This window comes from Shinella sp. S4-D37, assembly GCF_040812195.1.
Classification (GTDB): domain Bacteria; phylum Pseudomonadota; class Alphaproteobacteria; order Rhizobiales; family Rhizobiaceae; genus Shinella.
Genome location: NZ_JBFNXL010000005.1, coordinates 3265953 through 3286521 on the forward strand (window position 1 = coordinate 3265953; position 20569 = coordinate 3286521).

17 protein-coding genes are annotated in these 20569 nt (G+C 66.1%); 9 read left to right on the top strand and 8 right to left on the bottom strand.

Features of this window, described 5'->3' with window-relative positions:
- Nucleotides 1-18 precede the first annotated feature (18 nt).
- Nucleotides 19-744, top strand: a complete 726-nt coding sequence (gene pdeM, locus AB3G45_RS23520) for a ligase-associated DNA damage response endonuclease PdeM (protein ID WP_367832840.1) — start codon at nt 19-21, stop codon at nt 742-744.
- Here pdeM and AB3G45_RS23525 read toward each other — a convergent pair.
- Nucleotides 734-1294 (bottom strand): dihydrofolate reductase family protein, encoded by a 561-nt coding sequence (locus AB3G45_RS23525; protein ID WP_367832841.1) that lies wholly within the window; start codon nt 1292-1294, stop codon nt 734-736. The genes pdeM and AB3G45_RS23525 overlap by 11 nt on opposite strands.
- A 115-nt stretch (nt 1295-1409) precedes the next feature.
- Here AB3G45_RS23525 and AB3G45_RS23530 point away from each other — a divergent pair, with 115 nt between their 5' ends.
- The 3 genes from AB3G45_RS23530 (at nt 1410) to AB3G45_RS23540 (ending at nt 3208) form a co-directional block, all read left to right on the top strand.
- On the top strand, nt 1410-1916 hold the full coding sequence (locus AB3G45_RS23530; RefSeq protein ID WP_367832842.1) for a winged helix-turn-helix transcriptional regulator: 507 nt from the start codon (nt 1410-1412) through the stop codon (nt 1914-1916).
- A 76-nt stretch (nt 1917-1992) separates the two neighbouring features.
- Nucleotides 1993-2433 (top strand): universal stress protein, encoded by a 441-nt coding sequence (locus tag AB3G45_RS23535; protein WP_367832843.1) that lies wholly within the window; start codon nt 1993-1995, stop codon nt 2431-2433.
- 94 nt (nt 2434-2527) lie between these two features.
- The gene (locus AB3G45_RS23540; RefSeq protein WP_367832844.1) at nt 2528-3208 is read left to right on the top strand and encodes a hypothetical protein; all 681 of its coding nucleotides are present in this window, start codon (nt 2528-2530) and stop codon (nt 3206-3208) included.
- 16 nt (nt 3209-3224) lie between these two features.
- Here AB3G45_RS23540 and AB3G45_RS23545 read toward each other — a convergent pair whose 3' ends face one another.
- The 3 genes from AB3G45_RS23545 to AB3G45_RS23555 form a co-directional block, all read right to left on the bottom strand.
- Nucleotides 3225-4019 carry a TIGR02186 family protein gene (locus tag AB3G45_RS23545; RefSeq protein ID WP_367832845.1) on the bottom strand — a complete coding sequence of 265 codons (795 nt, stop codon included), beginning with the start codon at nt 4017-4019 and terminating at the stop codon, nt 3225-3227.
- Nucleotides 4016-4942 (bottom strand): sulfite exporter TauE/SafE family protein, encoded by a 927-nt coding sequence (locus AB3G45_RS23550; RefSeq protein WP_367832846.1) that lies wholly within the window; start codon nt 4940-4942, stop codon nt 4016-4018. Before AB3G45_RS23550 ends, AB3G45_RS23545 begins: the two co-directional genes overlap by 4 nt.
- A gap of 510 nt (nt 4943-5452) precedes the next feature.
- Nucleotides 5453-9331, bottom strand: coding sequence for a peptidoglycan-binding protein (locus tag AB3G45_RS23555; RefSeq protein WP_367832847.1), 3879 nt, complete (start codon nt 9329-9331; stop codon nt 5453-5455).
- A 457-nt stretch (nt 9332-9788) separates the two neighbouring features.
- Here AB3G45_RS23555 and AB3G45_RS23560 point away from each other — a divergent pair, with 457 nt between their 5' ends.
- From AB3G45_RS23560 to AB3G45_RS23575, 4 genes are all read left to right on the top strand, one after another.
- Nucleotides 9789-11585: an acyl-CoA dehydrogenase C-terminal domain-containing protein gene (locus AB3G45_RS23560; protein ID WP_367832848.1), complete on the top strand. Its 1797-nt coding sequence runs from the start codon at nt 9789-9791 to the stop codon at nt 11583-11585.
- A gap of 72 nt (nt 11586-11657) precedes the next feature.
- Nucleotides 11658-12866, top strand: a complete 1209-nt coding sequence (locus tag AB3G45_RS23565; RefSeq protein WP_367832849.1) for an acetyl-CoA C-acetyltransferase — start codon at nt 11658-11660, stop codon at nt 12864-12866.
- 145 nt (nt 12867-13011) lie between these two features.
- A complete protein-coding gene (locus AB3G45_RS23570) occupies nt 13012-15222 on the top strand; it encodes an FAD-dependent oxidoreductase (RefSeq protein WP_367833660.1) in 2211 nt (736 codons plus the stop codon).
- Nucleotides 15223-15342: 120 nt separating this feature from the next.
- The gene (locus tag AB3G45_RS23575) at nt 15343-15519 is read left to right on the top strand and encodes a hypothetical protein (RefSeq protein ID WP_367832850.1); all 177 of its coding nucleotides are present in this window, start codon (nt 15343-15345) and stop codon (nt 15517-15519) included.
- 75 nt (nt 15520-15594) lie between these two features.
- Here the strand turns inward: AB3G45_RS23575 and AB3G45_RS23580 are convergent, their stop codons facing one another.
- The 4 genes from AB3G45_RS23580 to AB3G45_RS23595 form a co-directional block, all read right to left on the bottom strand.
- Nucleotides 15595-16650: a sensor histidine kinase gene (locus AB3G45_RS23580; RefSeq protein ID WP_367832851.1), complete on the bottom strand. Its 1056-nt coding sequence runs from the start codon at nt 16648-16650 to the stop codon at nt 15595-15597.
- The gene (locus tag AB3G45_RS23585; protein ID WP_367832852.1) at nt 16651-17097 is read right to left on the bottom strand and encodes a response regulator; all 447 of its coding nucleotides are present in this window, start codon (nt 17095-17097) and stop codon (nt 16651-16653) included.
- Nucleotides 17094-18590 (bottom strand): ATP-binding protein, encoded by a 1497-nt coding sequence (locus tag AB3G45_RS23590; protein ID WP_367832853.1) that lies wholly within the window; start codon nt 18588-18590, stop codon nt 17094-17096. Before AB3G45_RS23590 ends, AB3G45_RS23585 begins: the two co-directional genes overlap by 4 nt.
- A gap of 104 nt (nt 18591-18694) precedes the next feature.
- On the bottom strand, nt 18695-19588 hold the full coding sequence (locus AB3G45_RS23595) for a DMT family transporter (RefSeq protein ID WP_367832854.1): 894 nt from the start codon (nt 19586-19588) through the stop codon (nt 18695-18697).
- A gap of 315 nt (nt 19589-19903) precedes the next feature.
- On the opposite strand from AB3G45_RS23595, the gene AB3G45_RS23600 reads away from it, so the two are divergent.
- A complete protein-coding gene (locus AB3G45_RS23600; protein ID WP_367832855.1) occupies nt 19904-20566 on the top strand; it encodes a helix-turn-helix transcriptional regulator in 663 nt (220 codons plus the stop codon).
- Nucleotides 20567-20569 lie beyond the last annotated feature (3 nt).

Sequence of the window (20569 nt, forward strand, 5' to 3'; positions counted from 1 at the left end):
GAGGATTGAACGACAGGCATGCAGAGGCTCGCGCTGGCATCGGCGAAGATCGAGGATTTCGGCGCCGTTTCGGCCCGCACCGTGGTGGCAGGCGTGGAAGCGGTGTGCGATCCGCTCGGCGCGCTCTACCTGCCGGAAACCCGCCTTCTCGTCGTCTCGGACCTGCATCTGGAAAAGGGCGCGGCCTTCGCGCGGCGCGGCATGATGCTGCCGCCCTACGACACGCTCGCCACGCTCAAGGTACTCGAAGCCGTCATCGCCCGGCACGATCCGGCGATCGTCGTCAGCCTCGGCGACAATTTCCACGATCGCGTCGGCTCGGCCCACCTGCCGGACATGTTTCGCGCGAAGATCACGGAGCTGGCGCGCGGGCGCGACTGGATCTGGATCAACGGCAACCACGATCCCGACGGGACCGTGGACCTGCCCGGCCAGTCGGCGGACGAATTGCACTATGCGGGCCTCGCCTTCCGGCACGAGCCGTCGCTGATTTCGCCGGCCGGCGAGATCTCCGGCCACCTCCACCCGGCCGCCACCGTCATCCGCCGCGAGAAGGCCGTGCGCCGGCCCTGTTTCGCGACCGACGGGCGGCGCCTGCTGATGCCCGCCTTCGGCCTGATGACGGGTGGTCTGGACCTGCGCCACAAGGCGATGACCGGCCTTTTCGAGCGCCAAAGCCTCGTCGCACATATGCTTGGCCGCGACCGCATCTATTCGGTGCGCTTCGCCAACCTTATCGGCTGACCGTCTCTGGCGCATAGCGCACCAGCACCGTGCCGTTTTCGAGCGGCCTTGCCTCCAGCAGCGTGAAATCGCGTCGCGCGCCCTCCTTGAAGAAGGGCGTGCCCTTGCCGAGCTGCACCGGCACCACCGCCAGCATCACTTCGTCGACAAGCCCGGCCTCCAGCAGCCCATCCGATAGCTCGGCGCTGCCGAAGACGTAGATCGTCTTGTCGAGCGCCTCCTTGCGGGCCGAAAGCGCCGCGACGATATCGGCCGTCACCTCGGTATTGTTCCAGTCGGAGGCGGTGATGGTGCGCGAGGCGACCAGCTTCGGCAGGGCGTTCATGAAGGCCTTCACGGCCCCCTCGTCCTCGGTCGTCGTCCAATAGGCCTTCATGCCCTCATAGGTCACGCGGCCGAAGACGAGGAGGCTTGCCGACGTGCCGAAATCGGTGCTGAGCCTCTCCAGTTCCGGACCCCAGGCCCGCCTGTGAAAGTCGAGGTCCCATTTCTTCTCGCCCTCGAAGAGGCCGTCGAGCGTCACGAGGTTCCAGATGATTATCTTTGCCATCGTCCTGTCCTTCGTTGCGGGCGGTCTGCCGCGCACTTTAAACCGATTGCGATTTGCAACTGGTTGATGGATAGCGAAACCGATTGTAATGTGCAAGCAGTTTTTGGAGAATGCGATGAAAGACACCCGCCGCTCCGGTTGCCCGATCAACCTGACGCTCGAAATCCTCGGCGACCGCTGGAGCCTGATCGTGCTGCGCGACATGATGTTCGGCAACCGCCGCCATTTCCGCGAGCTTCTGACGAAATCGGAGGAGGGCATTGCCTCCAACATCCTGGCGGACCGGCTACGCCGCCTCGTCGACGAGGGGCTTATCAGCAAGGCGGACGATCCGAGCCACAAGCAGAAGGCGCTGTACAGCCTCACTGAAATGGGCATTGCGCTGGTGCCGGTCTTCGCCATGATGGGGGCCTGGGGCCGGCGCTTCCTGCCGGTGACCGAGGACCTGTCGATCCGCGCCGAACTCCTGGAAGAGGGCGGCCCGCCCCTGTGGGAGGCTTTCATGGAAGAGCTGCGCGCGATCCATCTCGGCGCGCCGCGCCCTCTGCGCTCGGTCTTCGGCGAGTTGCAGGCCGCCTATGAGGCGACCGTTGCCCGGCATGCGGCGAAAGCGGGTGCTTGACGAAAGCGCCGCGGTCGATTTCCATCAGGGCAGCGCCGGGCGCCGGTCCCGGTCCGGGCAAAAAGGAGGCCGCACCATGTACACGCATATCCTCGTTCCCACGGACGGTTCCGACCTGTCCTCCGCCGCCCTCGACCAGGCGCTCCGGCTCGCCAGGACGCTCGGCGCGAAGGTGACGGTGATGACGGTGGCCGAGCCCTTGCATTTCCTGCCCGTGACCCCCGGTGCGACCGTCAGCCTCAGGACGGACTACGAAGCCCATGTGAAGGAGGACGGCATCCGCATCCTCGGCGCGGCCGAGGCGAAGGCGAATGCGGCGGGCGTGCCGGTCGAGACGCTGCAGGTGACGGCGGGCGATGCCTGGCAGGCGATCGTCGATACCGCGAAGGCAAGGGGCTGCGACCTGATCGCCATGGCCTCGCACGGCCGGCGCGGCGTCAGCGCCTTCCTGATGGGCAGCGTCACGACGAAGGTGCTCAGCCATGCCAGGGTGCCTGTCCTCGTCTACCGATCATAGAACGAGGCGTATTCCTGATTGCAAGCAGCCCGGGCTTCGCTAATATCGAGCCCGGGCGACAGAGCGCCGACCATATCACACAGCGGGGGAATTCATGCCGAGGTACGACCGTGACTACTCGGTGGTCGAGATCAAGCAGATGATCGCGCTTTCCGAGACGAAGAACCATCCGTATAACGGCGCCACGTCCGGCCACGCCTTCCGCGATCACCATGGCATCAGCGACGCCGAGCTCATCACCAAGAACAAGTCCGCCTTCATCATCGGCTACGACATGTCCTACTATGTCGACACGCTCGATCCGGCGCAGATCGGGCAGACGACGAAAATCCGCATCAAGACGATTTCCGATCAACCCTTCATGGTGGCGGCGATCCTCAATTCCCATTTCGGCCAGCAGGCGCTCAGGCTCCTCAATGTCGGTATCAATGCCCGCATGACGATCCACGCCAATCCGATGAAGGCGCCGATGAACCAGCACATGAAGATGCGCGTCGCCACGCCGACCGGCACCGTCGACAGTTCGGGCAATGTCCAGCATGTGGTGCTGGTGCTCGACAACAACGGCTGGCACAACGGCAAGCCCTACCTGCACTTCGTCACGGCCTATCCGACCAATTCGGCGCAGTACAGGTTCAAGTTCGGCCCGCAGATCCCGCGCACCCGTCCGGGCGTGGAGTTCTACACCCACAACAATACGCGGAAATCGCTCTATCTCTGGTCGTCCGACAACCAGAACACCGACGCGCGCCTCCAGCTCATCCACATGGCGTAAGGCGGGGCGCCGGGCCTCAGTCCTTGCGGAAGACGATGCTGGCCAGCCATCCGGTCAGCACCGCGAGCAGGACGGAGAAGGTGCCGTAGGCGAACGAATTGTCATAGGCGGCATTGGAGATCATCTGCTCGATGCCGGTCTTCATCACGCGCAGCGGCAGCGCCTTCTCGGCGATGAAGACGCCGTCGCGGAAGAGATGCGCGCGCACGACATGGGTGCCGTTCGGCACGCTTGCGGGCAGCTTCACCGTGGCCTTGAAGAGGCTCGCGCTGATGAACTGCACGCCGCCGGGATCGCGCTGGTAGAAGCCGCCGCTTTCCTTGAGCCGACGGAAGGCCTCGCGGAACTCCGTGATGGTGCTGCCGTCGCCGACATAGCCGATCGGCGACAGACGGATGTGCTGGATGCCGACGCCTACGCCGTTGAGCATGGCCGGCTCGGCGATCGTCTCCACGTCCCGCGTGCTCGACAGCGAGTAGGATTCCGGTACGAGTTCGAAGGTCATCGAGCGGCGGTTGACCCAGATGCCGAAGACCCGCTCCTTCACGCGCACCGTGTTGTTGTCCTTCGGCCCTTCCAGCGCCACGACGATATCGTATTTGCGCTGGGCGAGCAGGGACGGATCGTAGCCCTCGATGGCGCCGAAGATCGTCAGGTCCGCGCCGCGGAAATCCGACGAGATCGCGATCTCGTCCGTGGAAATGCCGATTTCGAGCTTTTCGGGAAATTCGACCGGCCTGTCCTCCAGCACCTGGGCGGCGGCGGGAAGGGCAAGCAGCAGGCCGAGAAGCAGGGCGGCGGCGGACCTCATCGATAGACCCCCTCGCTGACGACGGAATAGATATCGGCCGGCGCGGCGACGAGATCGACGGCAAGGCGGGCGCCGACGGCAAGGACGAGCAGCGCCAGCAGCGCGCGCAACTGCTCGCCGCGCAGCTTCTGGCCGACGCGCACGCCGTACTGCGCGCCGATGACGCCCGCCACCATCAGGATGAAGGCGAGCACGATATCGACCGAATAGTTCGTGGTCGCCTGCACGATCGTCGTATAGGCCGTGACGAAGATGATCTGGAACAGCGAGGTGCCGACGACGACATTGGTCGGGATGCGCAGGAGATAGATCATCGCCGGCACCATGATAAAGCCGCCACCGACGCCCATGATGGAGGTGAGGATGCCGATGCCGAAGCCGAGGCCGACGACCGGGATGATGGAGAGGTAGATCTTCGACTTCTTGAAGCGCATCTTCAGCGGCAGGCGATGCACCCAGCTGTGCTGGCCGGGCCGGCGCGGCGAAACCGGCTGGTTTTTTGCCGCGCGGCGCAGCGCCCTTATGCTTTCCAGCAGCATCAGGGTGCCGACGGTGCCGAGCAGCACGACATAGAGCAGCGAGATGACGAGATCGAGCTGGCCGACGCTGCGCAGCAGCGAGAAGATCCAGATGCCGAGGGTCGCGCCCGCAAGGCCGCCGAAAAGCAGCACCGTGCCGAGCTTCACGTCGAGCGTGCCGCGCCGGAAATGCGAGAGCGCGCCCGATATCGAGGAGGCGACGACCTGGTTGGCGCCCGTCGCCACGGCGACGATCGGCGGGATGTTGTAGAAGATGAGGAGCGGCGTGATGAGGAAGCCGCCGCCGACGCCGAACATGCCCGAAAGGAAGCCGACGGCCGCGCCCATGCCCAGAATGATGAAGATGTTCACCGAGAGCTCTGCGATGGGCAGATAGACAGTCACAACAATACCCCGATCGGCAAAATTTCCGCTTGCGCGGTTTCAAGACATCCGGCGACCGCTGTCCGTTCCGCCTGCCGTCGCGGCTCTCCCTCGGCAGGCTGCGCATGCACGGAAGCGCCCCGCCGCAGGAAGAAGAGGCCTCTCCGGCAGCCGGTTGCGCCTTGCATCGCGCAAGGATCGATCCCGGGGCGCGGCCTTGCGGCACGCCCCGCTCCTATTACAATTCCGCCCGCAGGACCGCATTCGGCCCGCCTGCCGGAACTATATTGCCACCTTTCCTGACGATAACGTTTGTCGAGCGTGTATCATCTTGGGGCGACATGAAATTTCTACCGCATCATTCCTTAAATCGGGGCCGATTTAAGGATTAAAATATACGGCAAATACAAAATACCACAGCGCCCGTTGCACATCGTGAACACTGTGCGCGCCGTGGTGAGCGTCATGCCCGTGGGGTGTAGACAAGTCAACCGGAGAAGTCGCTTTCGGGCCTCTCCGGCGATCCGCCGATCAGCTCGGCTGCTTGTTGCGCTTCAGGAGTTCGGTCACCAGCGCATCGTCGATCTCGCCGGTTTCCGTCTGGCCGACGGACTTCTGGAAGGCCTTGATCGCGGCGACCGTCTTCTTGCCCATCGCGCCGTCGGGCGTGCCGGCGTTGAAGCCGTTGTTGTTGAGGATCGCCTGGATGTTGCGGATCGCCTTCTTCATGTCGACGCTGGCGGTCTTCGTCGGCTTGCCGACCCATTCGTCAGGAAGGTCCGCCGCGTTGGTCTTCTCGTCGAGCGGCTGCGGCTTCCACAACTCCACCTTCGCCTTGGCGCTGGAAAGCTGCTCGGGGCGCATGGCGTTGGCCACTTCGTCGCGCTTCTGCGCGGCGTCGCCATCGCCGTCGCGAGCGGCGATGGCGAACCACTTGTAGGATTCCTCCAGGTCCTGCTTCACGCCGTTGCCGCGCGCATAGAGGATGGCAAGGTTGAACTGGCTGTCGCGCACGCCGAACTCGGAGGCCTTCTGGAACCACTTGGCCGCGCCTTCGAAATCCGGCTTCTCGGTGCCGACGCCCGTCGCCAGCAGGACCGCTAGGTTGTGCATGGCGCTGGCATTGCCCTTGCTGGCCGCGGTCTCATAGAGTTCGCGGGCACGCGGCAGGTCACGTTCGACGCCCTGGCCTTTCTCGTAGAGGTTGGCGAGGCGGTATTCGGCGGGCGCGAAACCGCGGGCCGCGGAAAGCTCGTACCAGCGGGCAGCCTCCGAAAGATCGGTCGCAATGCCGCGGCCTTCCGTATAGCGTGCGCCGATCTCGAACAGCGCCAGCGGATCGCCCTCGCCCGCCGCCTTGGACAGAGAGGCCGGGGTGATCGCTTCCGGAACGACGATCGCCGCGGTCTGCGTCCGGTCGACCGGCTGGACCTCCTCGGTGATAGCGGTTTGCGGCTCCGTCACCGGCTCGAAGCCGGCGGTCGCGGCGCTGTCGGTCGTCTCGGCCGGAGCCGCCAGGGCTTCGCTGCCGGTGGCGGAGATCCGGGTCGGCGTCGGCTCGGCGCCGGCATGCGTTTGCGTGTCGCCGGGCTCGGCCGCATCGCCGTCCTCGACGGGAGCCGGATTCGTCGCGATCTCCTCACCGGCGACCGGCGCCGCGGCGCTGTCGGCGGTCACGGCCTTCGCCGCGCCCGCCGTGGTTTCGGCTGCTGCCGTGTCGCTCGTGGCGACGGCGGTCTGCTCGACGACGACAGGCGCCTCGTCGCCCGCCACCAGCGTGCTGACGAGCGGATAGGACATGATGGCCAGCAACACGGCGCCGACGGCCAGAAGGATCGGCCGGCGATGACGCGATAGCGCCGAAGCGGGCTTCTCGCCCTTCGCCAGCTTCTCCGCTTTCTTCGCGGGCGCGACGCGGGAAAGCGTGTCGGTCTCCTCGGCCGCGAGCTTGGCGGCGCGGCGGGCGGCGGCGATGAAATCGGCCTTCTCGCCCTCGCCGCCGGCTACCGGACGGCCGCCCGCCGCCTGGCCGGCGCGGACGCGCTCGAGGATACGGCGAACGTCCGGCACGCCGGAGCCCGGCTCCAGCAACTGGTTCGCCTCTTCCGGGGCGAGTTCGTCGATCGGGTCGATCGAGGGTGTCGGGTCGATCTGCTGGCGTTCGGCCGGCGGCGCGGCTTCCTTGCGGCCGGGCGCGAAGCGACGCTTCAGACCGGCGAGCAGGCCGCCCTTGGGCTGGACCTCGGCCGGCTGGCCAACGGCGAGCGCCACGGGTTCGTCCGCAAGCGCCTCTTCCAACACGGGACGCTCGGGGACGGGGATGGTCTCGACCTCGATCTCGGCGAAGCGGCTTTCCTCCCGCGGCGCCTCGGCTTCGGTCCTGCGGGTCTCGCGGGCGCCGAAGCCGTCATCGTCAAAAGGGTAGTCGTTACCGTAGATGCTGGAGGCCGGGGCCGTCTCGCGCTCCATGTCCATGGCCGGCATTTCGGCGCGCGGCATGGCGGCCTCGCGTCGGCCGAAGGTTTCGCGCGGGGCGTCGAGCTGTTCGAGGCGGCCGGCGATCTGGACCAGCGTGTCGTGCAGCGCGTCGAAGGTGTGCGCGGTACGCTCCTCGCTCGACCGGGTCAGTTCCTCCAGGGCGCGCAGATTGTCGGCAAGGCCGGCGATCGCCTCCATGTCGGCGCCGGCGGCCGTGGCCGGGCCGGCATGGCGGTAGGCCTCCATGACGGCTTCCGCCGCCTGGCGGGCGGCCTCGACGATATAGTCGTCGTTGGTCGCCATATAGTCCTCGATCGTCGCAAGGCGGCCCTCGAACTCGGAGGGGACCTGCGCGACGGCGGCGGACGGCATGCTGATCAGCGTGGAGAGATGCGCGATCTGCGCCTCCAGTCCGCGCAGGGCCTCATGGTCGCCCGCCGGGGCGGTGCTGGTCGCATCGAGCCGGTCGGCGATCGCCGAAAGGCGGCCCTCGATATGGGCGAAGCGGTCGTCCTGGAACGGGCCGCCGGTGGGCGCGTCGAGCCCCTCGATGCGGCGGGCGAGCGCATCCAGCCGCTCGGCGAGCTGGTCGTTGACGCTGCCCTGGTCGAGCGCGTCGATCTTGCGGGAAATATCGGAGAGGTAGTAGGCGAGCTCGTCGCCGGCCGGGGCGGGGGCGGCCTGCTGGCTTTGCTCCAGCATCTGCGAGAGCTGCTCGATGCGCTCTTCGAGACGAAGCGCGGTGCGCTCGTTGGACAGGTCCTCGATGCGGCTCGCCAGGGCCTCGATGCGCAGGGCAAGGCCTTGGTCCGGCGCGGGCGCCGGGCGCTGGGCGATGAAATCGAGCTGGTCGGCGAGATCGGCGATGCGGCCTTCGAGGCGCTGCATCATGCCGTTGTCGGCAAGGGACGACTGCTGCATGCGGCCGGCCGCGGCGATCGCCCGGCTGATCTCGTCGAGGCGGGCATCCAGCCCCTCGAACTGCGAGGTGACGGCGGACACGAAGCGGCCGTCATCGGGCTGCGCCTGGCGGGCGAGCATGTCGATGGCGCGGGCGATGGTCTCGATCTTGCCTTCCAGCGCGTGGATGGCCGGCGTGGCGCTGACCGCGCCGATCTGGCCCTTCAGTTCGTCCAGCCGGTAGGCGAGCGCCACCAGCTCGTCGTCGCGCGTCTGGTCGAAGACGGAGAGTTTGTTCTCCACGCCGCTCCAGCGATCCTCCATGCGGCGCATGGAATCCTCGCGGGCGAGCCCGTCGAGCACGGAACGCAGCGCGTCGAATTCGACGCGCAGGCCTTCCGTCTGGCCGGCCGCCTGACCCGACTGGTGGCCGAGCTGGTTGATGCCCGTGGAGAGCCGCAGCAGTTCCTCGCGCAGGTCGTCATTGTTGCCCCGGCCCTCGGCCACCTGGCGGATGCCGCGGATTTCCGAGCGCAGCGACTGCATCTCGCGCTCCAGCCCGTCGGCGATGTCCTTCTTAAGGTCCTGGCGCAGGGAAACGAGCGCCTTGGCGATATCCTCCACGGAATTGTCCGCGCGGGCGGGCGCGGGCTGATGATAGCCGTAGGCCGGATATGCGTCCCGGCTGCCATGGGCGGCGCTGGCCTGCTGGCCGCCGAAGGCGGCATGGGCGTGCTGGGCGGCGGCCTGGTGATCGGCCGAAAGCGGACGGCGCTCCAGGCGCGGGGCGACGCGTTCGCGACCGCCGTCGATGGCGCGCTGGCGCTGCATGATCTCGGAAACCGGGTCCTCGCGCAGCGGTATCGCGCGCGACGGCTCGTAGCGCGCCTGCGCCTGTTCGCCGCGTCCCCGCGCCTCGCGCCCGCCCGCCATCAGGCCCTCGATGCGGGCTTCCAGCCCTTCGATGGTGCGATTGAGCGCATCGAGCGAGGATCTTTCGCCGTGACGCTGCGGGTTTCGCGATCCGTTCATCTTTCGCCTCGCTTTGGCGGCCGGACGGCCAGCCGGGAGATACTCTTCAAGGCGCTGCCGTGCGGCTCCGCCCTTTCCACGCCGGCGGATCCCCCGCCGTCAAACACCGCATGCGCCATGGGAAACGTATCGCCCCCGCCCGTGCCGGACCGCCCGTCCGGCCGTTGCGAAGGGAAGTCGAAATGATTCCCGATCCCATGCCCTCAGGCGTCACAATTCATGAAACATGGTAAACAAGGGGTTAATCGCCCCGAAAATTTTTTAACGATTTGCTCATAGAATAGGCCCCGGGAGGAAGGACGACCCTTGGCGGCACAGCCGCAGGCCCGCCGTTCCTTCCCGCCCGGCGGAAATTTCGCCGCCGCCGAGTTTTGACGTTTACGCAAACGTCAAAATTTTATAGTATCCGATCTCAAGGAGCGGACCTGCGTCCGCGGGACAGGTGAGGACATCGAGCATGCCGATCTACAAGGCCCCCGTGAATGACACGCTTTTCATCCTGAACGACGTCCTGGCGCTCGAGCGCTACAACAACCTGCCCGGCTTTGCCGACGCGACGGGGGACATGCTGGAGGCGATCGCCGGCGAGGCGGCCAAGCTGGCGGAGGAAGTGCTCTTTCCGGTCAATCTTTCCGGCGACCAGGAAGGCTGCAAGCGTCACGAGGACGCCACGGTGACGACCCCGAAGGGGTTCAGGGAAGCGTTCGACCACTACCGCCAGGGCGGCTGGATCGGCCTCGCCGTTCCGGAGGAATTCGGCGGCCAGGGCCTGCCCTACGTGCTGCACACCGCCGTCGGCGAATACATGTCCTCGGCCAACATGGCGCTCACCATGTATCCCGGCCTGACGCAGGGCGCGATCGCCGCGATCCTCGTGCACGGTTCCGACGAGCAGAAGGCCGCCTACCTGCCGAAGATGGTGGAAGGCACCTGGACCGGCACGATGAACCTGACGGAGCCCCATTGCGGCACCGACCTCGGCCTGTTACGCACCCGCGCCGTGCCGCAGACCGACGGCTCCTACAGGATTTCCGGCCAGAAGATCTTCATCTCCGCCGGCGAGCACGACATGTCCGACAATATCGTGCACCTCGTGCTTGCCCGCATCGAGGGCGCGCCGGAGGGCACCAAGGGCATCTCGCTCTTCATCGTGCCGAAATTCCTGCTTGAGGACGACGGCACGCCGGGGACGCGCAACGCGGTCTCCTGCGGCGCGATCGAGCACAAGATGGGCATCCACGGCAACGCCACCTGCGTCATGAACTACGACGAGGCGACCGGCTTCCTCATCGGCGCGGAGAACAAGGGCCTCAACGCCATGTTCGTGATGATGAACGAGGCCCGCCTCGGCGTCGGCCTGCAGGGCCTGTCGATCGCCGAGATCGCCTACCAGAACGCCGCCGACTACGCCCGCGAGCGCCTGCAGGGCCGCTCGCTCTCGGGCGTGAAGAACCCGGACGGCAAGGCCGACCCGCTCATCGTCCACCCCGATATCCGCCGCGCGCTGATGACCATCCGGGCCTGGACGGAGGGCGGGCGCGCCTTCACGCTCTGGACCGCGCTGAAATCCGATATCGCCCATCGCGCAACCGACGAGAAGGAGCGCCAGGCCGCCGACGACATCCTCGGCCTGATGACGCCGATCCTCAAGGGCGTGCTCACCGACAAGGGCTTCGACCACGCCGTCATGGCCCAGCAGGTCTTCGGCGGCCACGGCTATGTCGAAGAGCACGGCATGAGCCAGTATGTGCGCGACGCGCGCATCGCCATGATCTACGAGGGCGCCAACGGCATCCAGGCGCTCGACCTCGTCGGCCGCAAGCTCGGCATGAACGGCGGGCGCGCCATCATGGCGCTCTTCAAGGAGATCGGCGATTTCTGCGAGGAGAACCGGGGCGACGAGAAGCTCGCCTTCTTCACCAAGCACCTGAAGAAGGGCTTGAACGACCTGCAGGCCGGAACCATGTGGTTCATGCAGAATGCCATGGCCAAGCCCGACAATGCAGGCGCCGGCTCGACCGACTACATGCATCTCTTCGGCCTCGTCGTCGTCGGCTACATGTGGGCGAAAATCGCGAAAGCCGCCGAGGAAGGCCTTGCGGGCGGCGCGGGCGAGCGGGAAGACTTCCTGAAGAACAAGCTGGTGACGGCACGGTTCTTCATGGAACGCCTGATGCCGGAAACGGCGCTGCGCAAGACGCGCATCGAGGCCGGGGCCGACACGACGATGGAACTGGCCGCCGAGGCGTTCTGACGCCTTGTCCCTCATCCACGGCAGGCAATTGCAGGAATTCTAGGGCGCCACCGCGCCGCCAGGGAGAAGAGAATGACCGACGTCTTCATCTACGATCATGTGCGCACCCCGCGCGGGCGCGGCAAGAAGGACGGATCGCTGCACGAAGTGCCGTCCGTGCGCCTTGCCGCCAAGGTGCTGGAGGCGGTGCGCGACCGCAACGGGCTCGACACATCAAAGGTCGACGACATCGTCATGGGCTGCGTCGATCCGGTGATGGACGCCGGCGCGGTGATCCCCAAGGCCGCCGCCTTCGAGGCCGGATATTCGACCCGCGCGCCGGGAATGCAGATTTCCCGCTTCTGCGCCTCCGGCCTCGACGCCGTGAATTTCGGCGCGGCGAAGATCGCGCAAGGGGCGGACGACCTCGTCATCGCCGGCGGCGTCGAGTCGATGTCGCGCATCGGCCTCGGCATGTCGGGCGGCTCCTGGTTCATGGACCCCTCGGTCAATTTCCCGGCCTATTTCATGCCGCAGGGCGTCTCGGCAGACCTCATCGCCACGAAATACGGCTTTTCCCGCGACGATGTCGACGCCTATGCCGTCGAGAGCCAGAAGCGCGCGGCGCACGCCTGGCAGAACGGCTATTTCAAGAATTCCGTCATCCCGGTTAAGGACATCAATGGCCTCACCATCCTCGACCGTGACGAGCACATGCGCCCCGGCACCGACATGCAGGCGCTGGCCCAGCTCCAGCCCTCCTTCCAGATGCCCGGCGAGATGGGCGGCTTCGAGGCCGTCGCCATCCAGGCCCATCCGGAGATCGAGGCCATCAACTACGTCCACCATGCCGGCAATTCCTCCGGCATCGTCGACGGCGCCGCGGCCGTCCTCCTCGGCTCGAAGGAAGGCGGCGCGATCCTCGGAAAGAAGGCGCGCGGCCGCATCAAGGCCTTCGCCAATATCGGCTCCGATCCCGCGCTGATGCTCACCGGCCCGGTCGACGTCACGGAAAAGCTGCTCGCCCGCACCGGCCTGCGGGTTTCCGACATCGACCTCTTCGAACTCAACGAAGCCTTCGCCGCGGTGGTGCTGCGCTACTGCCAGGCCTTCGACATCCCGCACGACCGGATCAACGTCAACGGCGGGGCGATCGCCATGGGCCACCCGCTCGGCGCGACCGGCGCGATGATCCTCGGCACGGTGCTCGACGAACTGGAGCGCCGCGACCTCAACACCGCCCTCGTCACGCTCTGCATCGGCGCCGGCATGGGCACGGCGACGATCGTCGAGCGGGTTTGAGAAGGTAAGCCACGCCCTCTCTGGTCGTCATCCTCGGGCTTGACCCGAGGATCCACCGCCCGGAGTTGGATGGTCGGGTAAAGCCCGACCATGACGGAGGGGAGGACAGCGTGTGAAGCTAAAGATTTCAGGGAAGAGGAATCCCATCATGAGCTACAAGAACTTCTCCATCGAGACCGACGCCGACGGCATTGCGCTGGTCACCTGGGACATGCCGGACAAGTCGATGAACGTCTTCACCGTCGAGGTGATGGACGAGTTGGACAATATCATCGATGAGGTCGTCGCCGATGCCGCCGTCAAGGGCGTCGTCATCACCTCCGGCAAGTCCTCCTTCTCCGGCGGCGCCGATCTTTCGATGATCAAGGCGAGCTTCGACCTCCTGAAGGATGCCCAGGCGAAGGATCCGGCCACCGCCGTCGAAAAGCTCTTCGAGGCGACCGGCCGCATGACCTGGCTGTTCCGCAAGCTGGAAACCTGCGGCAAGCCCTGGGTCTCGGCCATCAACGGCACCTGCATGGGCGGCGCCTTCGAAATGTCGCTCGCCTGCCACGGCCGCATCGCCTCGAATGCCAAGTCGGTCAAGATCGCGCTGCCCGAGGTCAAGGTGGGCATCTTCCCGGGCGCCGGCGGCACCCAGCGCGTGCCGCGCCTTGCCAATGCGCAGGACGCACTGCAGATGATGACCACCGGCTCCTCGCTGACCGCGGCGCGCGCAAAGGCGATGAACCTCGTGCACCAGGTCGTGGAGCCGGGTGAGCTCGTCCCCGCGGCAAAGCAGATGATCAAGGACGGCCTGAAGCCCGTCCAGCCCTGGGACGAGAAGGGCTTCAAGGCACCGGGCGGCGGCATCTGGACGCCGGCCGCGGCCCAGCTCTGGCCCGCCGCACCCGCCATCCTGCGCCGCGAGACCGCCGGCAATTATCCGGGCGCGCTCGCCATCCTCAAATGCGTCTATGAGGGCCTGCAGGTGCCCTTCGAGACCGGGCTGAGGATCGAGCAGCGCTACTTCACCCATATCCTCCAGACGACCGAAGCCTTCTCCATGATCCGGTCGCTCTTCATCTCCATGCAGGAACTCGGCAAGGGCGCCCGCCGCCCGGCCGGCCTTCCCAAGGCGGAGTTCAGGAAGGTTGCCGTCGTCGGCGCCGGCTTCATGGGCGCCTCCATCGCCTATGTCACGGCCGCCGCCGGCATCCCCGTCGTGCTGATCGACCGCGACCAGGAGGCCGCAGACAAGGGCAAGGGCGTCTCCCAGGGGCTCGTCACCGGCGCGGTCGGCAAGGGCCGCATGTCGAAGGAGGACGGCGAGAAACTGCTTTCCCTCATCACCCCGACGCCCGACTATGCCGCCCTCGCCGATGCCGACCTCGTCATCGAGGCCGTGTTCGAGGACCGCACCGTCAAGAAGGACGTGACCGAGAAGATCGAGGCCGTGCTGCGCGAGGGCGCGATCTTCGCTTCCAACACCTCGACCCTGCCGATCACGGGGCTTGCGAAGAATTCCAGGCGGCCGGAACAGTTCATCGGCATCCACTTCTTCTCGCCGGTCGACAAGATGATGCTGGTGGAGGTCATTCTCGGCAAGGAGACGGGCGACAAGGCGCTCGCCACCGCGCTCGACTATGTCGCGGCCATCCGGAAGACGCCGATCGTCGTCAACGACACGCGCGGCTTCTACGTCAACCGCTGCGTCTTCCGCTACATGGCCGAGGCCTACGACATGCTGATCGAGGGCGTGCCGGCCGCGATGATCGAGAATGCCGCCAAGATGGCCGGCATGCCGGTCGGGCCCCTTTCGCTGAACGACGAGGTCGCCGTCGACCTCTCCTACAAGATCTTCAAGGCCTCCATTGCCGATCTCGGCCCGCAATCGGTCGATCCGCGCCATATGGACCTGGTGACGAAGCTGGTGGAGGGCGAAGGCCGCCTCGGCCGCAAGGCCGGCAAGGGTTTCTACGACTACCCGCCGAAGCCGGCGAAAAAGAAGCTGTGGCCGGGCCTGAAGGACCTGTATCCGCAGCGCAAGCCCGAAGATGTGGACGTCACGGTACTGAAGCAGCGCCTGCTCGTCACCATCGCGCTGGAAGCCGCCCGCACCATGGAAGAGGGCATCGTCACCGATCCGCGCGAGGCCGATGTCGGCTCCATCCTCGGCTTCGGCTTCGCTCCCTATACCGGCGGCACGCTGTCCTACATCGACGGCATGGGCGTGCAGAATTTCGTGACGCTGTGCGAGACGCTTGCTGCCAAATATGGCAGCCACTTCCAGCCGACGCCGCTCTTGAAGGACATGGCCGCCAAGGGCGAGACCTTCTACGGCCGCTTCGCGCCGCAAACGAAGAAGGCGGCATAGGCCGCCTTCGATCGGCCTATGGGCGCATGTTTCCTGCGGAACAGCGGGCGGCGGGGCGATGTGCGATCTTCTGATCACCGGATGAGAGAGGCTCATCCCTAACCGATCAGGAGAGACTCCATGCGCAAGATCATCGTTTCCGCCGCCATCGCCGCCGTTGCGGCCATCTCCTTCGCCGCCCCCTCGCAGGCCGGCTATTACAGCTACGGCTACAAGCCGCACTGCTTCATCAAGAAGGTCAAGGCCTACGACTACTACGGCAATGTGATCATCAAGAAGATCAAGGTCTGCAAGTAAGCAACCTTCCCGCTGACCTCCCCGAAGGCCCGGATGTCCCTGCATCCGGGTCCTTTGCCGTTCGGAGGAGAGGTCTTATGCCTGGCGCGCGGCGTCGGCCATGTGCACCAGCAGTTCCGCGCGGGTGCCGACGCTGCGGCTGGCATAGGCGAGCTTGGCGCCGAGGCTTGCGGCCATCGCGCCGATGATCTTGGAGCCGAGGCCGGTGCCGCGCACCGGGCCGTCGCCGCGCCAGCCGATGCCGTCATCCTCGACGAAGAGCAGCGCGGTCCCCGGGTCGAGGCGGGTGAAGCCGACGCGCACCTCGCCGCCGGTCTCGCCATAGGCGTATTTGAAGGCGTTGGTGACGAGTTCCGTGACGATGACGCCGAGCGAGACGGCCCGGTCGGTCGGCACATGCAGCGGCTCCAGCGTGCGGTTGAGCCGCACATTGCGGCCCTGGCCCTTCATCGAGGTGTCGAGTTCGGAGAGCAGCGTCGAGAGATAGGCACCCATATCGACATTGCGCACGTCTTCCGACGTGTAGAGCCGGCGGTGGATGCCGGCGATCGCGGTGATGCGGGCCTGCGTCTCCGACAGGGCCTCCTTCACCGCCTCGTCGGATGCGCTCGACATCTGGAGGCGGATGAGGGCGGCGGCGAGTGCCAGCGAATTGCCGACGCGGTGGTTCACCTCGGCGAGCAGCACCTCGGCCCGTTCCTTGGCGGCGCGGATCTCCTGCTCGGCCCTGAGCTTCGCGCGCTTCAGCTCGGCATTTTCCAGCGCCTGGCCGAGCGCGTTGGCCAGGAGCGGCATGAAATCGTCGCCGACCGACTTGATGACGTAATCCGCCGCGCCCGCCTTCAGCGCCTCGACGGCGACCTGGGCGTCGTTGGACCCCGTGACGTAGACGACGGGCACCGCGCCCGGCGCATCGACGAGTTCCTTCAGGAAGGAAAGGCCCGTGCCGGATTTCAGGAAATGGTCGAGCACCACGGCATCGAAACCGCCGTCGGCGAAAAGCACGCGGCCGTGCTCCACGTCCTCGGCAGGCAGCACCTCGTAGCCGAGGCGGCCGAGCGCGCGCTGGGCGAGCCGCGCGAGGATCGGGTCGTCGTCGATATAGAGGATGCGGACGGCGCCTTCCTTCATTTACTGGGTCTCGGGAATCTGGATCACGGAGAAGAACAGGCCGAGCTGGCGGATCGCATGGGCGAAGCTCTCGTATTCCACCGGCTTGGTGATGTAGACATTCGCGCCGAGATCGTAGCAGCGCTGGATTTCCCGCTCGTCGTCCGTCGTCGTCAGGATGACGACCGGCAGGCGCTTGGTGTGGGTATTGGTCTTGATGCGCTGGAGGATATCGATGCCGGACATGTCCGGCAGATTGAGATCGAGCAGGATCAGCAGGAACTTGCCGGCGCTGGCGAGGCCCGAGCGGTCCTTGCCGAGCACGAAATCGAGCGCCTCCGTGCCGTTGGTGAAGGGCACGACCTCGTTGTGCACGCCGGCGCGGCGGATGTTCTTCTCGATGAGGCGCGCATGGCCCTCGTCGTCCTCGATCATGACGATGGTGACTTCCTTGCCCAGTCCGTTCATGCCTGCATACTCCTGACTACTTTGCTGAGGTCGGCCGGAAGACGCAGCACGAATGTCGTCCCCTGGCCGAGTTCGGATCGCACGACGATATCACCGCCGAGATTGCGCATCAGTGAACGCACATGCGCAAGGCCGATGCCTTCGCCGGGCTTGTCCTGGGCGCCGGAGCGACGGAACAGTTCGAAGACCCGCTCGTGGTCCTCGGGCGCAATTCCGCGGCCATTGTCGGTGAATTCTATGACGAAGCCGGCCCGACCGCCATTCCTGGCGGTGACGGAGATGCGCAGCGGCCGGCCCGGCGACTGGTACTTGATCGCATTGTCGAAGAGGTTGCCGAACACCTGCTCCAGCGACAGCCGGTCAGAAATGACGGTCGGGAGCGTGTCGTCGATGGCAACCGTTCCGTCGGATTCGCTGACCTGATGCCCCACGGCCGCCGCGCTCGTCTCGACGAGCGCCTTGACGTCCACGCGCTCGATGCGCAACTCCCGCCGCCCGTCGCGCGAGATCTTCAGGATGGCGTTGATGAGGCCGTCCATCTTCTTGGTGGAGGAGCGGATGAAGCCGATCGCCTCGGGCAGGTCCTCCGAAGCCGCACGGCGCGCCTCCAGGATGTCGCCCTCGCTCGGCGCCTTGCCGTCGGCCAGCACATAGCCCTGGATGGAAGCGAGCGAGGCCTGCAGCTCGCTGGTGAAGCCCATGATGTTGACGAGCGGCGCGCGCAGGTCGTGCGTCACGATATAGGCGAAGCGCTGCACCTCCTGGTTGGCGCGGATCAACTCCTCCGTGCGCTCGTCCACCCGCTTTTCCAGCGTGGCGTTCAGCGTCTCGACCTCGCGGCGGGCGGCGACGATGTCGCGGGTATACTGGATGATGACGACCGCCGCGCCGCCGAGCACACCGATGATGGCGATGGCGCCGATCACCGTTGTCCATTGCAGCGCATCGGCGGAGCGGAGCGTATCGACGACACTCTCCTCCAGGTGCCGGTCCGCATCGGCGAGGATGGAGCCGATTTCGCCGCGCAGGGCGTCCATGAGGACGCGCCCGCGGTCGGTCTTGACTTCCTCGACCGCTTCCGTCTGGCGGCCCTGCTCCATGAGGTCGACGGTTCCGGCCAGTTCCGCCAGCTTCTGCTCGACGAGCGCGCCGACCCGCGATGCCCGCTCGGCATATTCGGGCAGGCGCATCGTCTTTTCGAGGAAGACCTTCTCCTGCTCGGCGACGCCCCGCAGCGCGGCATCATAGGGCCCTCGGAACGCGCTGTCGCCCGTTATGATGAAACCCCGCTGGCCGGTTTCCGCGTCCTTGAGGAGCGACAGCAGATCGGCGGCGGCGCTGCGCGTCTCGCGCACCTCGATGAAGCCGGTGAAATAGCCCTGGACCTTGCCGACGAGCCAAAGCGACGTGCCGACGATGCCGAGCAAAGCCAGCATGCCTGCAATCAACAGAACAACCGTCGAGCGCACGAAGGCGGCGTTCGAAATCGGCATCTCATCCCCCGGTTCAGTCCGTCCACAGGACGGCGACAATATCGTTGTCATGACCGCTTGCAACCAACCATTGTCATGAAAGCCGAATTCTTTTGGTTGTGTCGTCACTTAACGGGTCGAATCCGGGCTCGCAAACGCCCGCCGAGCCTTTCGCTGGCGATGATGACCATGCCGGCGGAGAAGATCAGCGCGGCGCCGACGAAGACATTGGCGCCCGGCACGTCGCTCCAGATGAGGTAGCCGAGCGCGAAAGCCCAGACGAGCGAGGAATATTCGAAGGGAGCGAGCACGGAAACCGGCGCCCGGCGCATGCCCTCGAACAGCGCGAATTGCCCGATGCCGGCAATTACCCCCGTTCCCGCCATCAGCGCCAGGTCGGGCAACGCGACCGGCTGCCAGACGAAAGGCAGCGCGACGGCGGTGAAGAGCAGGAAGAAGCCGCTCGATATGGTCACCTGCACCTCGGTGCGCTCATGCAGCGCCGTCTTGCGCAGGAGCACCGTCGAGATCGCCCAGAAGATGGCCGCCTGCAGGGCAAGGCAGACGGGCAGCGAAAGCTGCAGGCCCCTCGTCGCAACGCCGCAGGCGACGACCACCCCGACGAAGCCGATCACCACCGCGAACCACCGGTATCCCGGCACCTTCTCGCCGAGGAGCGGCACCGAGAGGATCGTCATGACGACCGGGGAGGCGTAGTAGAGCGTGGTGAGTTCGGCCAGGCCGAGGTCGCGCGCGGCGGTATAGTAGGACAGCCAGGCCGCGAGCAGCAGAAGGCTGCGCAGGAAGAGCGGCTTCAGCACCGGCGAGCGGCGCGCGCTTTGCAGGAGCCGCCCCCGGCCGAAGGCAAGACAGAGCACGAAGATCGTCACGCTGCGCACGAACAGAATCTGCCAGACCGGCAAGGCCGCGACCAGCCATTTGACGGTCGCATCCTGCAAGGAGAACATGAAATAGGCGAAGGACGTCAGCAGAATGCCGGAAGAGACGGTCTTTTGCACGAGAATGGGCCTCAAAGACGCGGAAGCGCCGCGCTCCGCCTTGATAGCGCGCCGCTCGATCCGGCGAAAGAGGCGGAAAATCACTGGATGAAGGAAATTTTTCCCACTGGTCTGCCTCCGGCCGCGCAGGGCCGCCGCGCGATCGCTCCCCTGCCTGGCGGCCGAGCTCAGGGTCCCTCTCGGCATCGAAACAGCGGCTCCGAAAGAATACAGGAAAATAATCCTTTTTCCTTTACTCGGCCGCCGGCCTTGGATATGCTTCCGATCATTCGGACCGGCCTTTGCCGGTCCGTTGCCTTGGCAGGGTTTTTCAGCATGTTCTCCCACGACCGGATCTGGGCAGCGATCGACGCCCTTGCCGAGCGCAACCGGCTCTCGCCGTCCGGCCTTGCCCGCCGCGCCGGTCTCGATCCCACGTCCTTCAACAAGTCCAAGCGGCAGGGCGCCGACGGCCGCCAGCGCTGGCCCTCGACGGAATCGATCGCCAAGGTGCTCGACGCCACCGGCGCCTCGATCGACGAGTTCTTCATGCTGGCCGACCCGGCGCGCGACATCGCCCTGCCGCAGGGCGCCTTTCCGCCGCAGGCCGGCACCATTCCCCTGCTCGGCTTTGCCCAGGCGGGCGCGGGCGGCTTCTTCGACGACGGTGGCTTTCCCGCCGGCCAGGGCTGGGATGTGGTGGAGTTTCCCGCCTCGCCGGATCGAAAGCCCGGCGTCTATGCGCTGGAGGTGCAGGGCGACAGCATGCTGCCGCTCTACCGGGACGGCGACGTCCTGATCGTCGAGCCGGGCGCGCAGGTGCGCCGCGGCGACCGCGTCGTCGTCAAGACGCGCGAGGGCGAGGTCATGGCGAAGGTGCTGCATCGCCAGACGCCGCGCACGATCGAACTCGTCTCGCTCAATCCCGAACATCCCAACCGCAATTTCGACATCGACGACGTCGACTGGATCGCCCGGATCATCTGGGCCAGCCAGTAGCGC